Annotated in this window: 24 protein-coding genes; 10 read left to right on the top strand and 14 right to left on the bottom strand. The window is 73.2% G+C overall.

Annotated elements, in window-relative coordinates; genetic code table 11:
* Window positions 1-57: 57 nt before the first annotated feature.
* From ACFYMO_RS09605 to ACFYMO_RS09650, 10 genes are all read right to left on the bottom strand, one after another.
* The gene (locus tag ACFYMO_RS09605; protein WP_366769812.1) at window positions 58-3696 is read right to left on the bottom strand and encodes a BTAD domain-containing putative transcriptional regulator; all 3639 of its coding nucleotides are present in this window, start codon (window positions 3694-3696) and stop codon (window positions 58-60) included.
* 138 nt (window positions 3697-3834) lie between these two features.
* Window positions 3835-4314, bottom strand: a complete 480-nt coding sequence (locus ACFYMO_RS09610; RefSeq protein WP_366769811.1) for a pilus assembly protein TadG-related protein — start codon at window positions 4312-4314, stop codon at window positions 3835-3837.
* On the bottom strand, window positions 4311-4733 hold the full coding sequence (locus ACFYMO_RS09615; RefSeq protein ID WP_366769810.1) for a TadE/TadG family type IV pilus assembly protein: 423 nt from the start codon (window positions 4731-4733) through the stop codon (window positions 4311-4313). The genes ACFYMO_RS09610 and ACFYMO_RS09615 overlap by 4 nt, the downstream gene beginning before the upstream one ends.
* Window positions 4733-5113, bottom strand: a complete 381-nt coding sequence (locus ACFYMO_RS09620; RefSeq protein ID WP_239501826.1) for a TadE family protein — start codon at window positions 5111-5113, stop codon at window positions 4733-4735. The genes ACFYMO_RS09615 and ACFYMO_RS09620 overlap by 1 nt, the downstream gene beginning before the upstream one ends.
* Window positions 5114-5230: 117 nt before the next feature.
* Entirely contained in the window at window positions 5231-5482 is a 252-nt protein-coding gene (locus ACFYMO_RS09625) for a hypothetical protein (protein ID WP_075001425.1), read from the bottom strand.
* Window positions 5483-5526: 44 nt separating this feature from the next.
* On the bottom strand, window positions 5527-6456 hold the full coding sequence (locus tag ACFYMO_RS09630; protein ID WP_366769809.1) for a type II secretion system F family protein: 930 nt from the start codon (window positions 6454-6456) through the stop codon (window positions 5527-5529).
* Entirely contained in the window at window positions 6453-7466 is a 1014-nt protein-coding gene (locus tag ACFYMO_RS09635; protein WP_366769901.1) for a type II secretion system F family protein, read from the bottom strand. Before ACFYMO_RS09635 ends, ACFYMO_RS09630 begins: the two co-directional genes overlap by 4 nt.
* 10 nt (window positions 7467-7476) lie before the next feature.
* Complete coding sequence (locus tag ACFYMO_RS09640) at window positions 7477-8778, bottom strand: ATPase, T2SS/T4P/T4SS family (RefSeq protein ID WP_366769900.1); 1302 nt, start codon at window positions 8776-8778, stop codon at window positions 7477-7479.
* A gap of 8 nt (window positions 8779-8786) precedes the next feature.
* A complete protein-coding gene (locus ACFYMO_RS09645; RefSeq protein ID WP_366769808.1) occupies window positions 8787-10211 on the bottom strand; it encodes a hypothetical protein in 1425 nt (474 codons plus the stop codon).
* A 181-nt stretch (window positions 10212-10392) separates the two neighbouring features.
* Window positions 10393-11142, bottom strand: a complete 750-nt coding sequence (locus ACFYMO_RS09650) for a hypothetical protein (protein WP_366769807.1) — start codon at window positions 11140-11142, stop codon at window positions 10393-10395.
* Window positions 11143-11630: 488 nt separating this feature from the next.
* Here ACFYMO_RS09650 and nhaA point away from each other — a divergent pair, with 488 nt between their 5' ends.
* Window positions 11631-13055: a Na+/H+ antiporter NhaA gene (gene nhaA, locus ACFYMO_RS09655; protein WP_366769806.1), complete on the top strand. Its 1425-nt coding sequence runs from the start codon at window positions 11631-11633 to the stop codon at window positions 13053-13055.
* A 103-nt stretch (window positions 13056-13158) separates the two neighbouring features.
* Here the strand turns inward: nhaA and ACFYMO_RS09660 are convergent, their stop codons facing one another.
* Window positions 13159-13743 carry a GNAT family N-acetyltransferase gene (locus ACFYMO_RS09660; RefSeq protein ID WP_388545398.1) on the bottom strand — a complete coding sequence of 195 codons (585 nt, stop codon included), beginning with the start codon at window positions 13741-13743 and terminating at the stop codon, window positions 13159-13161.
* A gap of 149 nt (window positions 13744-13892) precedes the next feature.
* Here ACFYMO_RS09660 and ACFYMO_RS09665 point away from each other — a divergent pair, with 149 nt between their 5' ends.
* The 6 genes from ACFYMO_RS09665 to ACFYMO_RS09690 all read left to right on the top strand — a co-directional run bounded on the left by ACFYMO_RS09665 (window position 13893) and on the right by ACFYMO_RS09690 (window position 18931).
* Window positions 13893-15260, top strand: coding sequence for a hypothetical protein (locus ACFYMO_RS09665; RefSeq protein WP_388545401.1), 1368 nt, complete (start codon window positions 13893-13895; stop codon window positions 15258-15260).
* Window positions 15257-16108 (top strand): SDR family NAD(P)-dependent oxidoreductase, encoded by an 852-nt coding sequence (locus ACFYMO_RS09670; protein ID WP_388545404.1) that lies wholly within the window; start codon window positions 15257-15259, stop codon window positions 16106-16108. The genes ACFYMO_RS09665 and ACFYMO_RS09670 overlap by 4 nt, the downstream gene beginning before the upstream one ends.
* Window positions 16109-16286: 178 nt before the next feature.
* A complete protein-coding gene (locus ACFYMO_RS09675; RefSeq protein ID WP_366769803.1) occupies window positions 16287-16979 on the top strand; it encodes a hypothetical protein in 693 nt (230 codons plus the stop codon).
* A 141-nt stretch (window positions 16980-17120) separates the two neighbouring features.
* Entirely contained in the window at window positions 17121-17657 is a 537-nt protein-coding gene (locus tag ACFYMO_RS09680) for a VOC family protein (RefSeq protein WP_366769802.1), read from the top strand.
* A complete protein-coding gene (locus ACFYMO_RS09685) occupies window positions 17650-18453 on the top strand; it encodes a MerR family transcriptional regulator (RefSeq protein WP_366769801.1) in 804 nt (267 codons plus the stop codon). Before ACFYMO_RS09680 ends, ACFYMO_RS09685 begins: the two co-directional genes overlap by 8 nt.
* A 91-nt stretch (window positions 18454-18544) precedes the next feature.
* Window positions 18545-18931 (top strand): hypothetical protein, encoded by a 387-nt coding sequence (locus tag ACFYMO_RS09690; RefSeq protein WP_366769800.1) that lies wholly within the window; start codon window positions 18545-18547, stop codon window positions 18929-18931.
* A 215-nt stretch (window positions 18932-19146) separates the two neighbouring features.
* On the opposite strand, the gene ACFYMO_RS09695 is transcribed toward ACFYMO_RS09690, so the two are convergent.
* Window positions 19147-19464 carry a hypothetical protein gene (locus ACFYMO_RS09695; protein WP_388545409.1) on the bottom strand — a complete coding sequence of 106 codons (318 nt, stop codon included), beginning with the start codon at window positions 19462-19464 and terminating at the stop codon, window positions 19147-19149.
* A 113-nt stretch (window positions 19465-19577) separates the two neighbouring features.
* On the opposite strand from ACFYMO_RS09695, the gene ACFYMO_RS09700 reads away from it, so the two are divergent.
* The gene (locus ACFYMO_RS09700) at window positions 19578-20375 is read left to right on the top strand and encodes a YwqG family protein (protein ID WP_366769798.1); all 798 of its coding nucleotides are present in this window, start codon (window positions 19578-19580) and stop codon (window positions 20373-20375) included.
* On the opposite strand, the gene ACFYMO_RS09705 is transcribed toward ACFYMO_RS09700, so the two are convergent.
* Window positions 20305-20553: a DUF397 domain-containing protein gene (locus tag ACFYMO_RS09705; protein ID WP_388545412.1), complete on the bottom strand. Its 249-nt coding sequence runs from the start codon at window positions 20551-20553 to the stop codon at window positions 20305-20307. The two genes, ACFYMO_RS09700 and ACFYMO_RS09705, sit on opposite strands and share 71 nt — an antisense overlap.
* Window positions 20444-21370: a helix-turn-helix domain-containing protein gene (locus ACFYMO_RS09710; protein WP_388545414.1), complete on the bottom strand. Its 927-nt coding sequence runs from the start codon at window positions 21368-21370 to the stop codon at window positions 20444-20446. The genes ACFYMO_RS09705 and ACFYMO_RS09710 overlap by 110 nt, the downstream gene beginning before the upstream one ends.
* 115 nt (window positions 21371-21485) lie before the next feature.
* On the opposite strand from ACFYMO_RS09710, the gene ACFYMO_RS09715 reads away from it, so the two are divergent.
* Window positions 21486-21686: a hypothetical protein gene (locus ACFYMO_RS09715; protein WP_366769795.1), complete on the top strand. Its 201-nt coding sequence runs from the start codon at window positions 21486-21488 to the stop codon at window positions 21684-21686.
* Window positions 21683-21880, top strand: a complete 198-nt coding sequence (locus ACFYMO_RS09720; RefSeq protein ID WP_366769794.1) for a hypothetical protein — start codon at window positions 21683-21685, stop codon at window positions 21878-21880. Before ACFYMO_RS09715 ends, ACFYMO_RS09720 begins: the two co-directional genes overlap by 4 nt.
* Window positions 21881-21898 lie beyond the last annotated feature (18 nt).

The following is a 21898-nucleotide window of genomic DNA, read 5'->3' on the forward strand; positions in this document are numbered from 1 at the left end:
CGGGACTCGTGCGGAAGGTCGCGATTCGGTGACAAACCGTTCACGCCCGACGGGAGTTCAGCGGGGACACGCGCCCGGGGCCAGCTCCTCCAGCAGGGCCCGGGTCCGCGGCGGGAGGCCGCGCTCGGCGCCGTGCAACGCGGCGGCGCGCTCCGTGACCCAGCGCACGGCCTCGTCGAAGACGGCCTGCTCCCCCGTGTCGTACGCGGCCCGCAGCAGCGCGTCCCACAGCCTTTCGTCGGCCGAGGCGCTCCGCAGCGCCGCGTACACCGCGTCGACCGCGGCGCCCGGCTCGCCCGACCTGAGGTGCTCTGCGCAGAGCGCCAGCCCGACCTCGGCGACGAGCAGCGGGTGCTGGGCCTCGACAGCGTCGTGGGCGAGCCACCCGTACCGGCCCTGCGGCCGGTCGGAGAGCAGCGGTCCGCGGGCGAGGTCCAGGGCTTCGGTCAGCTTCTGGCGGCGCACCTGCGCGGCCAGCCTGGTGCCGCGGTCCCCGGTGCAGCCGTGGTGCAGGGTGCGCAGCACATCCCAGTCGGAGACGACGGAGGGCCGCAGTGCGAGGCGCCCGTCCTTGTCGGTGGACAGCCGGGGCGTGCCGTCGGTCTCGATGCCCAGCCAGCCGCGCAGCCGTTCGACGAGTGCGTCCCGGACGTCGTCGGTGACGCCCTTGGGCCACAGCGCGGAGGCCAGCACCCGCGGGTGCACTCCGTCCCGGTTGAGCAGCAGCAGCGCCAGGGCCTCGTGCAGCAGCGCGCTGCGCGCCTCCTCGGGCGGTTCGATCCCGGTGACGTCGTAGCTGCCCATGATCCGGGCGTAGACGGCCGGGCGGCCGCCCTCGCTCAGGTCGACGCGGAACCCGGGCCCCCGGCCGCCCTCGGACCGCTCCCCGTCGGCGTCGGCGAACAGCTCGACCACCGCGGTGCGCAGTTCCCCGGGGAGCAGCTGGGCCCGCACCTGGAGTCCCATCCGGGGCGCGGCCAGGGTGCCCTCGGCGTCGACCGTGAACTCCCACACGGCGCTGGGCAGCCGCCCGCCGGTCACCCCGACGACGAAGCCGACGCGCGGCCCCCCGCGTTCGGTGGCGAGCGCCGCCAGGCGATGCGCCTCCTCCTCGGTGGGCTCGGCGCCGACGAGCACCAGCTGGGGCGCCGCCTGCGCACCGGAGGCGGCGGGCCCCCCGGCCCGGGCGGCCTCCCGCTCGCGCAGCAGCGCCGCCACGTCGGGCAGGTGCCGCACCCGGTCGGGAGCCAGCGCGCGCAGCTCCTCGCCGAAGCCGACGAGGGTGACTCCGGTCCCCTGCGACCAGCTTCCGGTGGCGAGTTCGGCGGCGACGGAGGCCAGGACAGCGGTGCGCCGCTCCTCCTCGCCGGCGACGGACACCAGGCCGGGCACCGACTCCAGGTTGAGCAGCAGCCGCGCCTCGCCGCGCAGGCCGAGGCTGACCAGGGCCGGGTAGGGCGGCGGGCCGCTGGTGTCCACGTCGAAGCGGGTGTGCGAGCGCTGGATGGTCCAGAAGGCGGGACTCTGGCCGAACCGCCAGGGGGCCGGCGGCTGTCCGGCTTCCTCGGCCAGTTGCAGATGCAGGTCCTGGCCGGTCAGCCAGGCCGCGTAGACGACGGGCAGCGTCCGCCCCGCCTCGGCCAGGTCCTCGGCCAGCCCGCGCAGCGCCCGGTCCAGGAACCGGACGGCGCCGGGGTCCGCTCCGGCGAGGAGCGCGTCGCGGGCCAGCGCGGCCGGATCGGAGGGCGGCGTGAAGTCGTCGCCGGTCGCGCGCCGGGACCGGCCGGTGACCGCCTTCCACAGCGCGGTCCGTCGCCGGCGCCCCAGCGCCGCCAGCACGCCCGCCGCCAGCAGCGGTGCCCCCAGCAGGGCTTCGGGGAGTCCCACCGGGCCGAGCACGCCGTCGCCGGTGTCCCCACCGGCCTCGTCCCGCGCGGCGCCCGACGAGTCGAGCCGGTTGCTGCGGTCGGCCTCCGGGATGCCGGCGTGGTCGAGATCGGCGGCGGTGTCGTCCTCCGCGCGGTCGCCGGTGCCGGTACGGCCTTCCCCGCCCCGGTCGTGGTCCTGGGCACCGCCGCGGTCGCGGTCCGCCGCGTGCCGGTCGTCGCCGCCGGGCACGGAGTCGTGGGAGGTGCCGGGCGTCCCGCCGGGCCGGATGTCGTCGGGCTGGGGGACGCCGGGGCCCGGCAGGCCGTCGTCGTCCGCCGAGTCCCCGAGGTCGTCGGTGCGGGTCGGTTCCCGCTCGGCCGGGGTCTCGGGGACGGACTGGCCCTGGCGGTCGGGGCTGTGCGCGTCCGGCGGGACGTCCAGCCGCTCCTCGGTGTCCGGCCGGGCCCGGGTGTCGTCGGTGTCCGCGCCGGTGCCGTCGTCCGCGTCGGTACCGGGGCCGTCCGCGTCCCGGTCGGCCGGGGTGTCCCGGTCGCCGGGGGGCTGCCCGCCCGGGTCGCCGCCGTCGTCCGGGACCTGCTGGTCCGGTTTGGTGGCCGCCGGGTCGTCCGGGACGCTCGGTTGCAGTTCGGGGTCGGAGTCGTCGTCCCGGGTGCCGTCGTCGGAGTCGGACGAGTCCGGTACCGGGTCGGCGTCCCGGTCGGGCGTGCCCTGCTCGGAGGTGTCGCCGCCCGGCGCGTCGCCGCCGGGCACCCCGCTGCCGGGGCCGTCGCCGCCGGGCTTGTCGGTGCCGGGTGTGTCGTTGTCGGACCGGTCGGGCGCGGTGGGCTCGTCCTGCGCCGAGCGGTCCTCGTCCCGCTGCGGGGACTGTTGCCGCCGGTCGCCGTGGCCGCCGCCCGCATCGCGGCCCGAGCCGCTGTCCTGGTAGCGCTCGAACTGGGCGCGCTCCCGCTCGCCCAGCTGCTGCGCGTCGTCGGGCATCTCGACCAGTTCGCCGCCGTGCGCGTCGGCGGGCATCTCCATGATCCAGCCGGGCCGGATGAGGCTCGCCTCGGAGAGCCGCGAACCGTCGGGCTGCACCCGGTCCTTGTTGAGCCGGTAGATCTCCTTGTACCGCCGCCCGTCGTCCAGGTGCCGCTCGGCGATCTCCCACAGCGAGTCGTGGTGCCGGCCCGCCGGAGGCTGGATGCGGTAGAACTTCGTCCGCGCCGCCCGGTCCGTGGAGTCCCCCGCGGACTGCCGCCCCGCGCCGTCGCCCTTCCCACCGGCGGCGGCCGGCACCACCGTGTCGCTGCTGCTTCCGCCCATCACATGCGCACTGCCGCCGCCCGGCAGCGCGTCGTCCCCGGCCGACTGCTGCTGACCAGGCAGGAGTTGGGCGCTGGCGACGGTCTGCGCGGGCTGGTGCGGCTGGACGTGGTGGCCGAGCTGGGCCAGCCCGGGCGCGAAACTCGCCGTGGTCGAGCCCAGCAGCAGCACCGCGGTGACCAGTTGCCGGGCCAGCAGCTGACTCGGGCCCGCGCCCGGCACCCGGGCCGGCAGCCCCACCCCGGAGAGCGCGCCCTTCACCTCGACCAGCACACAAGCGGTGAACTGCGCCCAGGCCAGCCAGACGACGACCGTCAGGACGTCGATGAAGACCCCGGCGCTCACCTCGTCCCGCAGCATGTCCAGCGTCGGCATCCGGTGCGGCAGCGGCCAGCCGATGAAGTACGCCAGCGCCGCGGGCACCCCGGCCACCAGTGCGGCCAGCGCGAGGAACGCGCCGCACGCCTTGAGTACGTCCCCGAAGGTGCGGCGGGTGCGCACGGAGACGGGCGTGCGCGAGCGCGCACGGGACCTGGACCCGCCGGGGGCCGGTGCCGGTGTCGAACTGCGGCGCGCCATGTCGTGTGCTCCCAGAGTGAGAAGTGCGGACGTGGAGGAGGGGCGGTCACCCGGACCGGGTCACCCGGTCACGGACTCCGCCGTCGCCGTGCCGTGGACGGTGAGCGGTGCGCTGTAGAACAGCCCGGTCAGGACCGGGCGGTAGGTGAGGCGGATGCGGACCCGGACCTGCTGTGCACTGGCGGAGACGCAGCCGGAGGCTGCCACGTCGGCCGCCGAGAGGCCGGAGCGGGAGGCGAACTCGTGAACCCGTGCCCCGCAGTTCTCGTAGTTGATGGGGGCGCTGTTGCCCTGGCTGGCGCGCAGCGCCTCCTCGTCGATGTCCTGCGCAGCGTAGCGGGCGGCCTGCTCGGCGATGTCGGCGGCGCGCTCGCGCTGCGAGATGGACAGCCCGCCGTCCACCACGAACGCGGCCAGCGCCATGAACAGCAGCGCGAACATGATGACCGCCGCGGCGCCGGAGCCGCGGTCGTCGCAGGCCGCCTCCCTGGTCCGCAGCCAGGCCGCGGCCCGCTCGCGGAACTCCGCGCGGCGGCTCATCCGGTCCTCCGGTAGGGGTCGATCGGCGAACTGGACCGGCCGGAGATGTCCTTGGCGATGTCCAGCCCGAGCATGTCCAGACCGCGCACCCGGCAGCTCACCTCGACGGTGAACAGCCCGCCGGAGCGGTAGTCGCTGCCCGCGTCCCGTACGGTCACGTCCCCGGCGCAGGTGCCCTTGAGGGTGGCGGTGGCGGCCTGCTGCGCGGCGGTCATCGCCGCGGCGTGGCTGCCGTGCTGGAGCGATCCGGCCCGGGCCGCGTCCCGGGCGGCGCCGTCGACCGCGCCCCGGCCGTCCACGAGCTGACCGAAGGCGACCAGCACGAGGATGAACAGGATCATCACCGGGGCCAGGACGACGACCTCGATCGTCGAGAGGCCCCCGTCGCCGCTCCACGTGCGGCTCGTCCTCCGTCTCATCAGCCGCCCCCGTCCGGCACGAACCGCTCCATCGGGCCCTGGGAGATCGCGTACACGTCCATGTCCAGGCCGGGGAAGACGGAGGGCACCCGCGCCCGGATCTCCACTCCGACGGTGTTGTCCCGCGGGCCGAGCAGCTTCACGTCGGGGTCGAGGATCAGCTCCGGGCCGAGCTGCTGGATGTAGGAGCCGGAGGTCTCCCGCGCCTTGGCGCGCCAGCCGCCCGGATCGGCATCGGCCTCCTGCCGGGCCTTGCGCGCTCCGGCCTGGGCCGCGGCCTGCGCGACGTGGTCCGCGAAGAAGTACAGCGCGAACTGCACCGTCGCGAAGATCAGGAAGAACAGCACCGGGGTCAGGAGCACGAACTCGATCGCGGTCATGCCGCTTTCGCCGCGCCGGGAGGCAGCCTCCCGTCTGCGGCGTGCCCATCCGGCCGGCCGTTCCTGCGCTCTCACGCTGCCACTCCTACGTGCGGGTGCTGTCCTGGTCCGCTCCTCCTAGCAGGTGCCCTTCTCGTCGGCGCCGTCGATGCAGTCCTTGACCTTGTTGGCGCCGTCGCTCAGCGCCATGTTGATGATGGCGGCGACCACGCCGACGATGGCCACCACCACCGCGGAGATGATCACCCACTCGACGGCGGAGGCGCCGCGGTCCAGCTCGCCGGAACGGGCGCGCTGGACGCGGCCGCGGAGGAACGTCACGAGGAAGTCGACGGCGGGATGACTGATCGAGCGAAGCGGATTCGGCATCGTGCTCAGTCCTTTCTTGGTCTTCGGGTGAGGGTCGGCGGGCGTCAGATCTGGAAGACGCGCATGGCCGCTGGATAGATGAGGAAGACGAGGAAGCCCGCGCAGAGCATCAGCTGGGCCACGAGCATCGACTGGGACTTCTCACCCGCGCTGCCCTCGATCTCGGCGAGCTCCCGGTGCCGCATCGTCTCGGCCCGCGAGGAGAGCGAGGCGCGCACCTTGGCGCCGTCGTCGGCGACCAGTGCCAAGGATGCCGACATGTCCTTGAGTTCGTCGACCCCCAGCCGGGCGCCGAGGTCGCCGAGCGCCGACCACTGGCTCTGCCCCGTGATCCGCGCGTCGGCCAGGGTGTCGCGGATGCGGCGCAGCGCCCAGCCGTCGCTGACCTCGCTGGCCGCCTTCAGCGCCTCGGGCAGGCCGCGGCCGCCGGCCAGGTTCATGGCCACCAGGTCGAGATAGGCGCCGACCACCCGGCGCAGATCGCGCCGTTTGGCCGCGGCGTCCCGGCGCACCTCCAGGTCCGGCAGCATGAAGAACACCACCGCGCACAGCAGCGCCAGCCACAGCGGGATCAGCGGGCTGCGGCCGAACCCGATCAGCCAGCCGATCGAGAACAGGAACGGCCCGAAGAACAGCCCCGCGGCGGCCAGCAGCACCTTCGTCGCGAGGAACTTCTCCCAGCTGCGCTCCAGCACCTCCAGGTCGGAGCGGAGGCTGCGCTGCTCCCAGCCCTGCCGCAGATACAGTTCGGCGACCCGGGCGCCGATCCGGGCACGGAGGGCCGCGAACCGCCCGCTCTCCTCCGCGGTGCCCTGCGCACCCTGCTGGTGCGCGGCGGCGCGGGCGCGCAGCGCGTCGATCTCGGCAACGGAGGCGACGGTGCTCCGCTTGCCCGGTGCCAGGGCACGGACGAGCAGGAACAGGCCCAGGCCGACCAGCGCGCCGGTGAGTGCGGTGAGCGTGAAGGGGGTCATCGGCGCGGCACCTCCGCTCCGGCGCCGGAGGCGCCCGGCCCGGCGGACGGTCCGCCGGGCCCCGCGGCGCCGGACACCGGCGCCTCACCGCGCTCGCCCGGATGGCCCGTACCGGCTCCGGACGCCTGCTGGTCGGCGCGGACCAGGAACCGCTCCGGGGTCTCGATCTGCGACAGCTTGCGCAGCCACCAGAAGCCGCAGGCGAACATGGCGCACACGGCGGCCAGCACGAGCTGGCCCAGCGGACTGCCGTAGGGCTCGACGAAGTCCCGGTTGAAGACGGCGAGACCCAGCACGAAGGCCACGCTGACCCCGACGACGATCTGCACGCTGCGCCGGGTGGAGGCGCGCTGCGCCATCACCCGCTGCCGCATGTCGACCTCCTCGCGCGCCGACTTGGCGAGCGCGCCCAGCACCTCGCGCAGACCGGGGCCGCGCAGCCGGGCGTTGAGGATGAGCGCGGCGACGATGATGTCGGCCGACGGGTCGTCCAGCTCGTCCGCCAGGTTCTGCAGTGCGGTGGGCAGCGGGGTGCGGGCCCGCAGCCGGTCGATGAGCGCGTCCAGATGCGGGCGGAGCGAGGGGGCGGCCGCGCGGGCCGAGGCGGGGATGGCCTGTTCGAGGCCGACGGCCCCGGCGATGGTGTCGCGCAGCGACTCCGTCCACGCGGCCAGCGCCTCCACCCGCTTCATCGCGGCGCGCTCCTCGGCAGCACCGCCGAAGAGCCGGTCCCACAGGAAGACCAGTACCCCGGTGGCGATCGCCGCGACCGGCCAGCGGGTCAGCAGCAGCACCAGCACTGCGGCGCACACCGCGATCGACCCGCGCCGGCTCATGAACCGGGCCAGTTCGGCGGCGCGCCTGCCCACGTCCCGCTGCTCGTCCGGCGCCTTGGCCGGCAGCCCGCGCAGCGCGACGATCAGCAGCGCGACGCCGCCGCCGACGGCGACGCCGCAGAGCAGCGCGTAGAGGGTGGACAGGGCGAAGATGCCGCCCGTACCGCCGCTCACAGACACGGTCTCACCCCCAGTTCCCGGTCGGCTGGTATCCGTGTGCGGCCAGCTCCTGGGCACAGGAGACCGGCGCGTGCGCCAGCAGCCGCCCGTCCGGGGCCTCGGCGAACACCTCGCTGGAGAGCACCCGGCCGTCCACGCCGTTGATCTCCCGTACGGAGGTGACCGAGCGGGACAGCCGCCCGCCGCTGGCGAAGGCGTTGCGGCGCTCGACGAAGACCACGAAGTTGATGGCCCCGGCGATCAGCATCTGGGTGGCCTCGATGGGCAGCCGCTCGGTGGCCTGGAGCGCGTAGGTGGAGATGCGGTTGAAGACCTCACTGGAGCTGTTGGCGTGGATCGTGGACAGCGAGCCGTCGTTGCCCTGGGACATGGCGTTGAGCATGGTGACGATCTCGTCGCCGAGCACCTCGCCGACGATCACCCGGGAGGGGTTCATCCGCAGCGAGCGGCGGACCAGTTCGGCCATGCTGATGGTGCCCTGGCCCTCGGAGTTGGGCAGCCGCTCCTCGAACGCGACGACGTTCGGGTGCAGTTCGGGGAACTGGTCCAGGCCCAGCTCCAGCGCCCGCTCCACGGTGATCAGCCGCTCGGGCGGGGGGATCTCGTTGGCGAGGGCGCGCAGCAGCGTCGTCTTGCCCGCGTTGGTCGCTCCCGCGATCATGACGTTCTTGCGGGCCCGTACGGCCGCCGTCAGGAAGCTGCCCAGCTCGGGCGTGAGGGTGCCGTTGCCCACCAGGTCGGAGACGAAGACCTTGCCCATCCGGGCCCGCCGGATGGACAGCGCGGGCCGCCGGGTGACGTCCATGACGGCGGAGAGCCGGGAGCCGTCCGGCAACCGCAGGTCCAGCTGCGGGTTGGCGGAGTCGAAGGGGCGGGAGGAGAGTCCGGAGTAGGCGCCGAGTATCTGGATCAGTTCGATCAGTTCCTCGTCCGACTCGGCGACCGGCTCGCCCCGCACCTCGCGGCCGTCGGCGTAGCCGACGAAGACCTGGTCGTAGCCGTTGACGTCGATGTTCTCGACCTCGGGGTCGTCGAGCAGCGGCTGGAGCCGCCCGACGCCGAACAGCGCGGCGTGCACCGCAGCCGCGTAGGCCTCCTCGGACTGCGCGTCCAGCGGGGTGCGGCCGGAGGTGATCTCGGTGCGCGCGTGCTCCTCGAGGATCTGCGCGATCACGGCACGCGCGAACTGCCGCTCGTCCTCGGCGGACATCGCCGCCACGCCGGACGCCTGGTCCATGCGGCGCTGTTCGGCGATGCGGTCCCCGGCCTCCTGCCGGAACCGCTTCACCAGTTGGTGGTCGACCATGCTCGCGCTCACGAGGCGGCTCCCTCATCCCGCGGGTCCCCGTTCCCGGGGGTGCCGGGCAGCGGTACCGGCGGTGTCGCTTCGGGCGCCGTCGGCCTGCGCCGTGCCCGCAGCCCCTTGCGCCCGCGCGGGGAGGTGTCCTGCCCTGCGGCGCCGGGGGCGGGCGCGGCGGGTGGTTGCGCCCGGGGTGCCTGGACCGGCGGCAGCGCACCCGGCGCCTGCGGGGGCGGGGACGCCTGCGGTACGGGCGGCGAGGGGTGCGGGGTGGGCGAGGCCGCCTGCGGACCGGGGCGAGTGGGCTGCGGTCCGGACGGTGGCGTCTGCGGACCGGGCGCACCCTGGTCGGCGGGGGTCCACGGGCCGGGCGCGGCGTATCCGGGCACCCCGGGCGCCGGGGCGGGGCCGGGGCCCGCACCGGGATGGCCGGGGTGGCCGGACCGGGGGTACGGGGCCGGACCGGACGGGAGGGGTTCGGCAGGGCCGCCCGGGCTCTGCCCGGAGTGCGGGGGCGCTCCGGCGCCCGGCGCCGGGCTGCGGCCGGGGGCCTGCACCGAGTTGCCGGCCTGGCCGCGGAGTTGCTGCCCGGGACCGGGCGGGGTGAGGGGCTGCTGCGGCGGTGCGGCCGACTCCCAGTTGGCGCCGTACTGCTGGTGCAGATCGGTGGCGATCTTGCGTACCGAGCGGACGAGCAGCGACCGTTCGACGCGGCCGCGGCGGCGGCCGGCCAACTGCTCGGCGCCCAGCGTGTCGTGGGCGAGGACGCCGACGACCCGGGCCCCGGCGCGGGAGGCGACCAACATGTCGTTGACCTGTCCCGCGGTCTTGGTGGCCCCCTGGGTGCGGGCCACCAGCAGTACGCCGAGCAGCGGTTGGGCCAGCGGACCGGCGGTGTGCCCCGCGCCGTGCAGCCGTGCGGTGAGGGCCAGGGCGCGGTCCCGCACCCGGGCGATCTGCTCCGGCTCGTCGCGCGCGACCAGCAGCACCAGGGCGGCGTGCGGCAGGAGCGCCATGGAGGCGGCCTCCGGACCGATGCGCCCGCAGTCGGCGATCACGTCGGCGGCCAGTTGCGGGTGCGGCGACTCGGCGAGGTGCGCGAAGGCGCGGCCAACGGTGTCCCACTGCCCGGCCAGCCCGGCGGACTGCTCGGCGCTGCCGAGCCCGACCAGCACCTCGAGACCACCGGAGAGCCGCTGGGTGTGGTCCCAGAGTTGTTCGGCGGCCAGCCCCCTGCGGGCGGTCGCGGCGAGCGACAGCAGTCCGGTGTTGGGGTCCAGCGGACGCCCGTCCGCTGCGGGACTGCGGTAGACGAGGTCACCGCCCGCGGTGTCCATCTCGGCCAGCAGCGCGCGGCGCGGCCACACCGCCGAGAGGGCGACGGCGGTCGTGGTGACCCCCGGTGCGCCTTTGTCGGCGGCGAGTGCGATCAGCGCCATTCCGGCTACGCCTTTCCTTGTGTCCGTGTGCTGTCGTCCGTGCCGTGGTGCCTGTCGTCGTGTCCTGCCGTAGCCGACGACGACACCGCACGGCGGACGGTTCCACGGGCGGGCCCGGCGTCCCGGCGGCGGGGAGTCCGCCACGCGGCCGCGGCGCGGTGGGTCCGCGCGCGGGTGCGTCTCAGCTTCCGCCGTCGGCGTCGAGGACGAGGGACACCTCTCCGTTGGACGCGGCCGCGGTCAGCTCGGCGGCGTCGCTCTTGTCGACGACCACGGAGACGGGAAGATTGCCGCTGGAGGCGAAGGAGTCGCCGGAGCCGGACTTGATCGACTGGACCTTGGCGCCCTCGGCGATCGTCGCGTTGCCGGAGGAGCCGCGCCGCTGCCCGGAGCCGTCCCCGGTGCCGCTGTCGGAGTCGTCGCTGCCGCCGGAGGAGGTCTCGCGGCCCACCCGGTAGGCGGAGACCGTGTCGCCCTCCTTCAGGCGCGGCGGGTACTGCCCGCTCTTGAGCGAGAGCCCCACCACGGCCTTGCCGGCCTCCAGACCCTTCTCCTTGGTGAGCATGCTGCCCACCAGTACGGTGCCGTCGACCAGGTCGGTGGTCGAGCGGTACCTCTTGAGCAGGCCGCGCTGGTCCCAGCGCACGTATTTGATGTCGCTGTCCTCGGCGACCATCACCGGTTCGACGGCCGAGTCGGGGATCGTCTGGCCCTGCTGGACCCGCTTGGTCAGCACGACGGCCTCGACCCGGTCGCCGGCGCGCATCACCAGGACGGTGGCACCCAGCGCGCCGAGCAGCACGAGGAGGACGGCGAGCGCGGCGAGCGCGGGCTTGCGCTCGCGTGGCGGGGCGGGCAGCCGGTCACCGGCCGGTGGGGTGAGTGCCGCCCCGCGCCCGACTCCGGCGGAGCTCCGCTCCTGGGTCTTCACCTCACCACCCCCGTGTTCCGTTCTGTGTGCGTCTCACGTCGTTCCACGTCGAGAAACCTGCCCCCGCGCCGCCGTGCGCTACCCCACAGCGGACATACCCCCGCGTACCGACACGCGGCCACGCCCTACAGATCCCGGGCACAGTATCAACACCCCCCGACCCCCTCAAGGCGGATCCGACCGCTGCCGCGGGGCGTGATTCCGGGCCCGGCGAGGCGGGTCGCCCCGGCCCGTCGGGGCGGGATTCCGGGCCCGGAAGGGCGGAATACGAGCCTCCGGAACAGCGGATCCCGGACCCGGCGAGGCTACGGGCGGGCATCGGCCGGGCATCGGCCAGGAGACCGGAGGGTGCGCTTCCCATGTGTTCGAGTACGGTGTCGGAAAGGCGTCAAGATCGCGCCAGGTTTGTCACAGGTGTGCCGGGAAGTCTGGTCGGCGGTACGGGGACCCTCCCCGTATCCCTGCACGCGCCGATCCAGGAGCCGCCCATGACACCGCCCACCGCAGACGAGAACCGCGACCAGCAGAGCGGCAGCGGCGACACGTCGCTCTTCGCACGCCCCTCGGCCCGCGAGCGCAAGCTGCTGTCCGACGCGCTGCGCACGGAGACCGTCGGTGGGACGGTATTGCTGATCGCCGCCGTGGTGGCACTCGTCTGGGCGAACACCCCGCTCGCACATCTGTACGAAAGCGTGCGGGCCTTCCACTTCGGCGTCCCCGCGCTGGGGCTGGATCTGTCCGTGGAGCACTGGGCCTCGGACGGCATCCTCACGATCTTCTTCTTCGTCGCGGGCATCGAGCTGAAACGCGAGCTGACCGTCGGCGAACTGCGCCGCCCCGCGGCGGCCGCACTGCCTGTGGTCGCGGCCGCCAGCGGCATGGTGGTGCCCGCCCTCTGCTACGTCGCGGTGAACCTGGCGGACGGCGGAAACCTGAACGGCTGGGCCGTACCGATGGCCACCGACATCGCCTTCGCGCTCGGCGTCCTCGCGGTGATCGGCACCAACCTGCCCTCCGGCATCCGCGCCTTCCTGCTCACCCTCGCCATCGTCGACGACCTGGGCGCCATCCTCGTCATCGCCGTCTTCTACACCTCCACCCTCAACTGGGCGGCCTTCGCCGGTGCCGTCGCCGGGCTGGTGCTCTTCCGCGTCCTCCACGTCAACCTGCGGGTGCGCGGCTGGTACATCTACGTACCGCTGGGCGTGGTGATCTGGGCGCTCATGTACAACAGCGGCGTGCACGCCACCATCGCGGGCGTCGCGATGGGCCTGCTGCTCCGGGTCAAGCCCGACAACTCCGACGACCCGAACAGCGTCTCCCCCGCCGAGCGCATCGAGCACCTGGTCCGCCCGCTGTCGGCCGGTTTCGCCGTGCCCGTCTTCGCCCTCTTCGCGGCGGGCGTCAGCGTCTCGGGCTCGGCACTGAGCGAGACCTTCCGGCAACCGGAGGCGCTCGGCGTGATGATCGGACTGTTCGTCGGCAAGTTCCTCGGTGTCTTCGGCGGCACCTATCTGGCGGCCCGGTTCACCCGAGCGCGCCTCAGCTCCGATCTGGCCTGGGCGGACGTGGCCGGGGTCGCCATGCTCGCGGGGATCGGCTTCACGGTCTCGCTGCTGGTGTCCGAGCTGGCCTTCCAGGGCGCCGCCGTCACCGAGCACACCAAGGCCGCCGTCCTCCTCGGCTCGCTGCTCTCCGCGCTGGTGGCCTGCTTCCTGCTGAAACTGCGGGACGCGAAATACCGGACCCTGTGGGAGGCGGAGACCCGCGACGAGGACCACGACTCCATCCCGGACATCGACCAGGAACTGGACCCGGTCCGCCGCCCTGCCGAGGCGGCCCGCCGCGCCCGCGAGCAGGAGCGCCGGCAGGAGTGGGAGCAGGCCCGCAAGCAGGAGCGCGGAGAGAAGTGACACGCCGCCCGGCGCCGAGCGCTCGGCGCCGGGCGCAGCGTGCTGCTCCGCACTTTCCGCGCACCCTGCGCGGTACCCCCCGTCCCGCACGTCCCGGGTGCTGCTACCGGTCGTGCACGTCCTGCGTGCCCTCGAAGGAGTACTGCATCAGGACCGTGTCGACCCAGCGGCCGTGTTTGCGGCCGACGGCCGTGAGCCGTCCCGCCGGGGTGAAGCCGTGCCTGCGGTGCAGCGCCGTGGAGGCGTCGCTGCCGGTGTCGGCGATGACGGCCACCATCTGCTGCACACCGGCCGGTCCGCACTCCCGGAGCAGCCGCGTCAGCAGAGCCGAGCCCAGCCCCCGGCCGGTGCGGTCGGGAGCGAGGTAGAGGGAGTCCTCGACCGTGTACCGGTAGGCCGGTTTGGGGCGCCAGGGGCCCGCGTAGGCGTATCCGGCGATCTCGGTGCCGAGTTCCGCCACCAGGAAGGGCAGCCCCCGCCCCGACAGCTCCTCGAAGCGCCGCCGCCAGTCGTCGGCGGACGGCGGGGTCTGGTCGAAGGTGACGACGGTGTGGGTGACGTAGTGCGCGTAGATGTCCGCGACCGCCGCCAGATCGGCCAGGACGGCCGGCCGGATGCGAGGTGCGGACGACGTGGAAGCCGAGGCCGCGGAGGCAGGAGAGGAGGGAGAGGACGCAGAAGAAGACACAGCAGACTCTCTACTCCTCCGAGGCGGGTTTATCCACAGGGATTTTCCGCACCGGACCCGACCCCCGACACTGTCGGTGGCGCCCCTAGAGTGCGGGGCGCGGGGCTCGGAGCCGGCCGGCGGAGCCCGAGGCGAACGGGGGCAGCACAATGGCGAGGACGGGCCGGGACGGCCTGCGGACGGCGGACGGCAGCACGGCCACGGACGGGCTCCCGGACGCGCACGGGGAGGATGCCGCGGACGACGCCGCGTGGAGCACGGCGCTGATCCGCGCCCAGCTCGCACCCGGCGAACTGTGGGCGCGCGCCGCACTCGTCGTGGCGCTCTGCGCGGGCAGTGGCCTGCTGGCCTCCGGCGTCTACGACTACACGCACGTCGGCCGCCCCGAGGGCCTGGCCGCGAACCTGTCACTGGGCACCGGCACGGTCCTCGTCCCCGGGGCTCTGGTGGTGCTGCTGCGGCTGCGCGGCCGCAGCCGCGACCGGCACCGGATGATCGAGCTGTACGGCGGCCCGGTCGGCGGCAAGGCCGGACAGGGGCTGCGCGGGCGGCGGGCCGGATGGACGGCGCTGTCCGTGCTCGCACTGTTCCTGGCCTTCGTCTTCCTCCTCTCGGGGCTGATGCAGGCGTTCTCGTCCGACCCGTACGAGGAACCCGACCCCACGGTCCACGGAGCGCTGCTGGCGTGGGCCGCGATCCTGACCGTCGCCGGCTGCGGGGGCACAGCCCGGGCCCGCCGGTACCGGCCGCGCGCCGACGGCCCCTCGGGTCCGTCCGGCTCCGGCGGCAGCGCGCGGGACTCGCGGCTGGCACCCGGCGCCGGGCTCTACACCCGGCTCGGCGCCCGCCCGGCCGCACCGCACCGGCTCAGCCCCCGGCTGGACGCCCGGATCCAGCAGCTCTCGCTCCCCGCCGCCGCGGCTCTGGCGACGACCGTGACCCTGGTGGGATGCGCGCTGGCCGCGGCCGCCATGGTGCTGCCCACCCATGTCGGCGGTGAGCCGCTGTTCTGGACGCTGATGCTGCTCACCGCGGTCTATCTGGTCCTGCTGCTGCTGGAGTTGACCTACTACGGGCCGCGGCCCAGCTATCTGCTGCTCATCATCCTCGCGGGGCTGGCCCTGCTGGTCGTCGCCGGGAACGGCAACACCGCCTCGGTCCTGGGGCAGCGCGGCGAGTGGATACGGGTGGAGCTGACGGAGGTGCACCACCACGCCAAGGGCGGTCCCACCTGCGACATGCGCCCGCTCGCGGAGGACGGGATCCGCACCGACGGCCTGCGCCTCCCGTGCAGCGAGAGCGAGGTGGGCGAGACCCTGTCGGTCATCGCCGACCCGCAGGGCGAGGTGCGGCCCAGCCGCTCGGAGCCGACACAGCTGGGGGCCTTCGTCGTCGGCTGGGGCATCACCACCGGCGTCCTGGTGAGCTGCGCGATCGCCGCGGCGGTCTACGGCCACCGCCGCCGCAGTGAACTGGGCCTGCACACGAGCGAACCGACCGGAGGATCCTCCCGATGACGCACAGCCCCAGCGGTGCCGCACCGGACAGCCCCGCGCCGTCCGCCCCGCTCGGCGGCCCCGTCCCCACCCACCCCGTCTACCCGGACCTGGCGGGCAAGGTCGCGGTGGTCACCGGCGGTTCCCGGGGCATCGGCGCCGGGACCGGACGGGCGCTGGCCGCCCAGGGTGTCGCCGTCTGCCTGGTGGGACGGGACCGCCCGGCGCTGTTCGAGGTCGTCGACGGCATCGGCAAGGAAGGCGGCACCGCGATCGGCGCCCTCGCCGACGTGACGGACAGCGCGGCGCTGCGCCGGGTGGCCGAGCGGGTGGCGGAGGAGCTGGGCCCGGTCGACATTCTGGCCGCGTTCGCGGGCGGCCGGGGCTCCCCCGTACCCGCCCTGGAGCTGACCGAGGAACGCTGGCGGCACGTCCTCGACGCGGGACTGACCGCCACCTTCCTGACGATCCGCGCCTTCCTCCCGGCCATGGTCGAACGCTTCAGCGGCAGCGTCCTCACCATGACCGCTGCATCCTCGGCGTCCTCCGGAGGCTCCCGCCCCGGCGCGCCCGACCTGGCCCATGGCGTCGCCAACGCGGGAGTGACCACGCTCACCCGGCAACTCGCCACCGAGCTGGGCCCGCAGGGCATCCGCGTCAACTGCCTGGCCCCCTCCACGGTCCGCACGGAGAAGGTCGCCGCCACCATGTCCAAGGAAGCGCAGCACCGGACCGCACTGCGCCACCCGCTCCGCCGGATGGCCGAACCGGCGGACGTGGCCTCGGCGGCGCTCTTCCTCGCCTCCGACGCCGCGAGTTATCTCACGGGCATCACGCTGGACGTGGCGGGCGGCCGGATCACCGGCTGAGCCCCCGCTGCCGGTTCGTCGCGGCGGAGGCGGGCTGTTACCGGATGCGGACAGAACTCCGTGAACAACTTCGGCCCGGGCGCCATCACATGGGGTACAAGCTCACAGCCGATGCGGCCGCAGCCCGCGCAGACGGGCGGCGACCGCCGCATCCTGACAGCCCCTGGGGGATTCCATCATGACCGCTCGCCGCACCCGCCGTACGCTCCGCACCACCGGCCTGGTCGCCTTCGCCGCCGCGGCCGCGCTCTCGCTGACCGCCTGCCAGGGCAGCGACCAGGACGCCGCGGGCAGCTCACAGAAGAAGGACTCCGCCGCCGCCTCGCACTCCAGCGGCGAGGACAAGGCCGCGTCCGGCGGCTCCTCGTCCGGCGGTTCCTCCTCCGCATCGGGCAAGACCCCGAAGGGCGAGCACAACGGCACACCCGTCGCCGACAGCACCGAGAGCAAGGCGGCCTCGCCCGTGCGTACCCAGACCCTGGTGGACGGCAGCACCGCCGAGATCTACCGGAGCGGTGACCAGAACTACCGCGCCGAGATCGTCAACGGCGGTGAGCGCTACGGCACGCTGCGCACCCATGACGCGGACGACGGCGCCAACTTCAACGGCATGTACCTCGTGCTCACCATGGGCGGCAAGGTCCACTCCTGGACGGGCGGCGAGCAGCAGGGTCCGGGCACCTTGGACCTGGAGGGCGGCTGGAAGGCCGAGGTCACCAAGCTCGGCCAGAACCGGTACCGCGCGGAGATCCTGGGCGACGACGGTGCGGTCAACGGCACCCTGGAGGCGAACGAGAGCGCCACCGGGACCAGCGCCAACGGCGTGTACATCGTGCTCACCCCCGGCGGCGTCATCACCTCCCACTCCTGACCCTCATGCCCCCTGACCGCTGTGGCGGGGGAGCCGCCGGGGGGCGGCTCCCCCGCCACAGCCGCGTGTGTGCCCACCGGATGCGGCCCCACAGGGACACGGCTTGACCCTCACGTTGCGTGAGGCTGAAAGGTGGGGCCCATGAGCGACTACTACAACGCGTTCGAGATGAGCCCTGTCCCCCCGCCCGGCCCGGACGCGGTCCCGCCGGAGCCGTTCCACGGCATCTACGGCATGCCGGCCTTCGTGACGATCCCGACGGACGACCTCACGGCCTCGGTGGACTTCTGGACACGGGGACTCGGGTTCTTCGAACTGTTCAGCATCCCTGGCGCGGTGGTGCATCTGCGCCGCTGGGCCTTCCAGGACGTGCTCCTCGTCCCGGCGACGAGCGTTCCGGAGCAGGCGCCGGCGATGAGCGTGAGTTTCGCGTGCGTGCTCGGCCAGCTCGACTCCCTCGTCGAGACCTGCCGTGCGGTACGCCCGGACTCCGTCGACGGCCCGCGGGACACCCCGTGGAACACCCGCGACGTGACGGTGACGACGCCGGAGAACGCCCGGATCGTCCTCACCGCGGCGAAGCCCTTCGACCCGGACACCGAGGAGGCGCGCAACCTCGCGGCCGTCGGGATCACCGCACCGGATGCCGGTGGCGGCGACAATGGGGAGCATGCCTGAGGAAAGCCACGCCGAGGGCCTGACCGTCGGGCAGGTCTCAGCCCGGCTGGACGTGACGATACGCGCGCTGCACCACTGGGACGAGATCGGTCTGGCACGTCCGTCGCTGCGCACGCCTGCCGGATACCGGCTCTACACCGCGGCCGATCTGGAACGTCTGCACCGCGTCGTCGTCTACCGCGAGATCGGTCTCGGCCTGGACCGGATCCAGGCCGTCCTGGACGACTCGACCGCGGACGTGCCCGGCGCCCTGCGCGCGCAGCGCGCCCAGGTGGCGGAACGCATCGCCCGCCTCCAGCGGCTGAGCGCCGGACTGGACCGGATGATCGACGCCCACGAGAACGGCCTGCTGCTAACCGCCGAGCAGCAGGCCGCGCTCTTCGGCCCGGAGTGGAATCCGGACTGGACCGCGCAGGCCCGCAAAGAGTACGGAGACACGGCACAGTGGCGGCAGTTCGCCGAACGCTCGGCCTCGCGCACTGCGGAGGAGTGGCAGGCCGTCGCCGAAGCAGTCGCCGATCTCGACCGCGCTCTCGCCGAGGCCATGGACGCCGGGGTGGCCCCGGGTACTCCGGAGGCGAGCCACCTCGTCGAGCGGCACCGCGAGGTCTTCGCCTCGTACTTCCCCCTGACCCGGCAGATGCAGGTCTGCCTCGCCCGCAAGTACGAGGCCGATCCGGGCTTCGCCGCCCACTACGACGCCATCCGCCCCGGCCTCGCCACCTGGTTCCGCAGCATCGTCGACGCCGACACCCGCGCCCACGGCATCGACCCCGACACGGCGGCCTGGGAGTGACGGGGACCGGCCGCGCCCCTGCCCCGAGCGCCCGCCGGAACCGAGGCCGGACTGTCGCCTTGCCCCACCACGCCCGTCCGTCCCCCCGTACGTGCCTACCCTCGCCGAGGCATCGACGAGCCGCGGCTCCGAACAGACGCCCGTCCCGGACGACGAGTCGTTCATCGCGGCGGACGCGGATTCCAGCATCATCGTCGATGCCGACGGGATCATGCTGACACTTGACGGGCGCGGGCTGCCGTGGGACCAGATCGAGACCGACGAGGACCTCGATCAGGACGGCGCGAGGATCGAGCTTTCCTGGCCGGAGATCGCCGACGTCACCCATCGCACCGTCCGCAGGTCCCGACTGCACGTCACCGTCACGCTGCACGACGGCTCGGCCTTCGAGAGCGAGATCAGTGCCCGCCGCGTCTCCCGCGTGCAGCAGTGGCACCGTGAACTGGCGGAGGCGGTCACCCGGTATCTCAGCCGCTGACGCACCAGCCAGCAGGACTCGGCAAGACCACGTGACGAGCCGTATGGCACCGACCGGTACCGCTCCGCTGCGGGAAACGTTCAGAACACCCGCAGCACCCCGCCCAGCAGGAAGCCTGTTCCGACCGCCAGGAAGACCGCGCCCACAGCGACGCAGACCCGGGGGATGGCCGTGCCTTCGGATGCCATCGTCCAACGGTCGTAGAAGACCGTCACCTAGGTGCCGATCGGAGGGGTGCGGTGCAGCGGGCGGCCGATCATGTTCCTGGTCTCCATCGGTCGCCCCGTCTCCGTGGTCCAGGAGACGACCGGGTGGTACACGGTGGTGCCGTAGCTCCGGAAGGTGACGCCTCCCGACTCGGAGGGGCCGCTCATCTCCCGGGCTTCCAGGCGGGTCACCACACCTCGCGCCTGCGCCCCGTCCGCCAGCAGGCTTCGGACCCGGCGCACCCGTCCGTACGCGAGTGCCCCGACCATCGCACCAACCGGCATGAAGACGGCGGAGAAGAGCAGCGACAGACCGAAGGGCGACACAGGGCAGTTCCGGAGAGCGGCGGCAGAGGCGGCGCAGAGCCTATCGTGCGACTCAGCTCCGCCCACCCGCCCCGACCGGTTCTCGCGGGCTGCGGGTTGAGAAGATCCCGCGCATGGAGTTCGACGACACCGCCGCGATGCGGCGCATCTGCGCCGAACGGCTCGGCGACGAGTCCGGCCGCCAGTTCACGGCCATGGCCCGCCGCGGCTTCCGGCTCGACCGTCCGACGGACGCGGCGCCTGCCACCGGACGCTGCCGGCTCGGCGGTCCGGCCCTGCTCGAACCGGGGACCCCCTGGCCCCGCTACGGCGGCTTCCCGCTGTCCCTCCATGCCGTACTCGACACCGAGGCACTCGCTCCCTGGCTCGGCGACGAACTGCCCACGCGTCCGGGCCTGCTCAACTTCTTCTGCTTCGATCCGGATGTGCCGTACGAGGAGTACCGCCACCTGGACATGTTCGGCCCCGAGGCATGCCGGGTCCTGACCGCCGACCCGGCGCTCGCCTCCGAGGCGGGGGCACCCGAACCGGCCAACAGCTATCCGGACACCCCCCTGCACGCCGCAGAGGTCACCATGCTCCCGGACTGCTGGGATCTCGCCGATGACGACATCGCCTACGATCCCGCGCAGCACTGGGGGCTCACCTCGCTCATCCTGACCGAGATGGCCGACCTCGACGGGAACACCGCCGGGCGGCACCGTGCCTTCGGCTGGCCCGACACCTCGTACGCGTCAGACGTCACCGAACGCGACGCCGACGGCCCCGAGATCCACCTGCTCCAGCTCGCGGAGGACATGGATCTCGGCTGGGGCTGGGGCGACGCCGGAACCCTCTACTTCACGATCCCGGCCGGTGCCTTCGCGGCAGGCGACTTCCAGCGGGCAGAGGCGAAGATCCGCTGCTGCTGAGGTCCATGACGAACGCCGCCCAGGTGTGCGCGGAGAACACCAAGGGTTTCCGAGCCGTATCTTTGCTGTCACGCACCGGAACGACGCCCGGGAAGCCGTCTGCCACCTCGACGCACTCTCCGCCCGCTGCGTTGCTGTAGCTGCTTGCGCGCCAGCGCGCGCCGCTCAGATCCGCCATGTCTGTAGCCTTCCGCTGCGTCGGCGATCATTTGCACGGACATCGCGACGGGAAGCGACTCCGCACGCAATTGATCGTAAGCCCGGTTGAACGACGCTACGTCGTCTGGCTCTTCAAACAGTTGTCCGTGTTCGGCACCCTCGGCATACGCCGTCTCGGAGCCATCCGGCATGGTGAGGAGGGTGAGTGACCCACCCAACAGCGGGTGTGCACCGGAGCTGAAAGGGAGAACCTGAACGGTGTGCTGGGTGCAAGCCTCGCGCAGCCTCACCAACTGATCTCGCATTGATGTGTGTCCACCCACCGGGCGCATGAGCACTGCTTCGTCGAGCACAACGGAGAGCGCGGGAGCCCCAACCCCCTGAAGCCGTTCCTGTCGTGCCATTCGAGCCGCGACACGTTCGTCGAGCATGTGGGCGCTGGTCAGCGTCCGACCGCGTCGCAACACTGCGCGAGCATACGGCTCTGTCTGAAGAAAGCCGGGCACGGCCTGCGCTGCGTACAGGCGAATAATGATCGCCCGCTCAGAGAGCTCCATGAACCTGCGTGCCCAGTCCGGAAAGCTCTCCCGGTACACGTGCGGCCAGCGGTCGACCAGCAGGCCGGCCGCGTCGAGGGCATCGTCGAGGGCGCGGGTCAGCTCCGCGGTGGGGCGGGCCCCGGAGGCGCATTCCAGTTGGGCGACCCGGCCGGGGCTGACGAACACGCGGGCGGCGAGATCGTGTTGGGTCCAGCCGCGCCGTTCTCTGAGCCGTTTGAGGTGGACACCGTAGAGGGCCGCCATGCTCGATGACGGGTCGAGTGGAGTTTTGGCCATGGGCTCACCCCGGCTGGCTATTACGGAACGAGTAAAGCTGTCAGTGCTGTTGAGACTACGTGGCGTCACGCACTCTTGTTGCTGTGAGCCGGAAATTCCAGCGCGAGGACGATTCATGAACGACGGGCCGCGGGTGCCTGACTGCCAGGACTGTGGTTGGTTCCGCACGATGATCAGGCGGGCGGCATGGGACCCGCAGCCGCGTGCCGATCTGGAGGCGCTGTTCGCGGCGCATCTGCGCCGCAGACACGGAAGCGGCGACGGCGGCGGCAGCGGGGGCGACACGGGCGACGGACCCGGGCTGCGGAGCGTGTGACCGTGTGGTCCGAGGGCGACCGGGTGCGGGACGCGAAGACGGGCAAGCCGGGGACGGTGGTGCAGGTGACCGGCCCGGCGCCGTTCATCTACCGGGTGCTGGTGGACGAGGACGACACCGGCGGGCCGCCCATCATGATCTACCGGTACGGCGACCAGTTGCGCCGGGCTCCGGTGCGGACGGGGCCCGCGTGACGGCGGTCCGCGACGGGC

This window comes from Streptomyces sp. NPDC007025 (assembly GCF_042869455.1).
Taxonomy (GTDB): Bacteria; Actinomycetota; Actinomycetes; order Streptomycetales; family Streptomycetaceae; genus Streptomyces.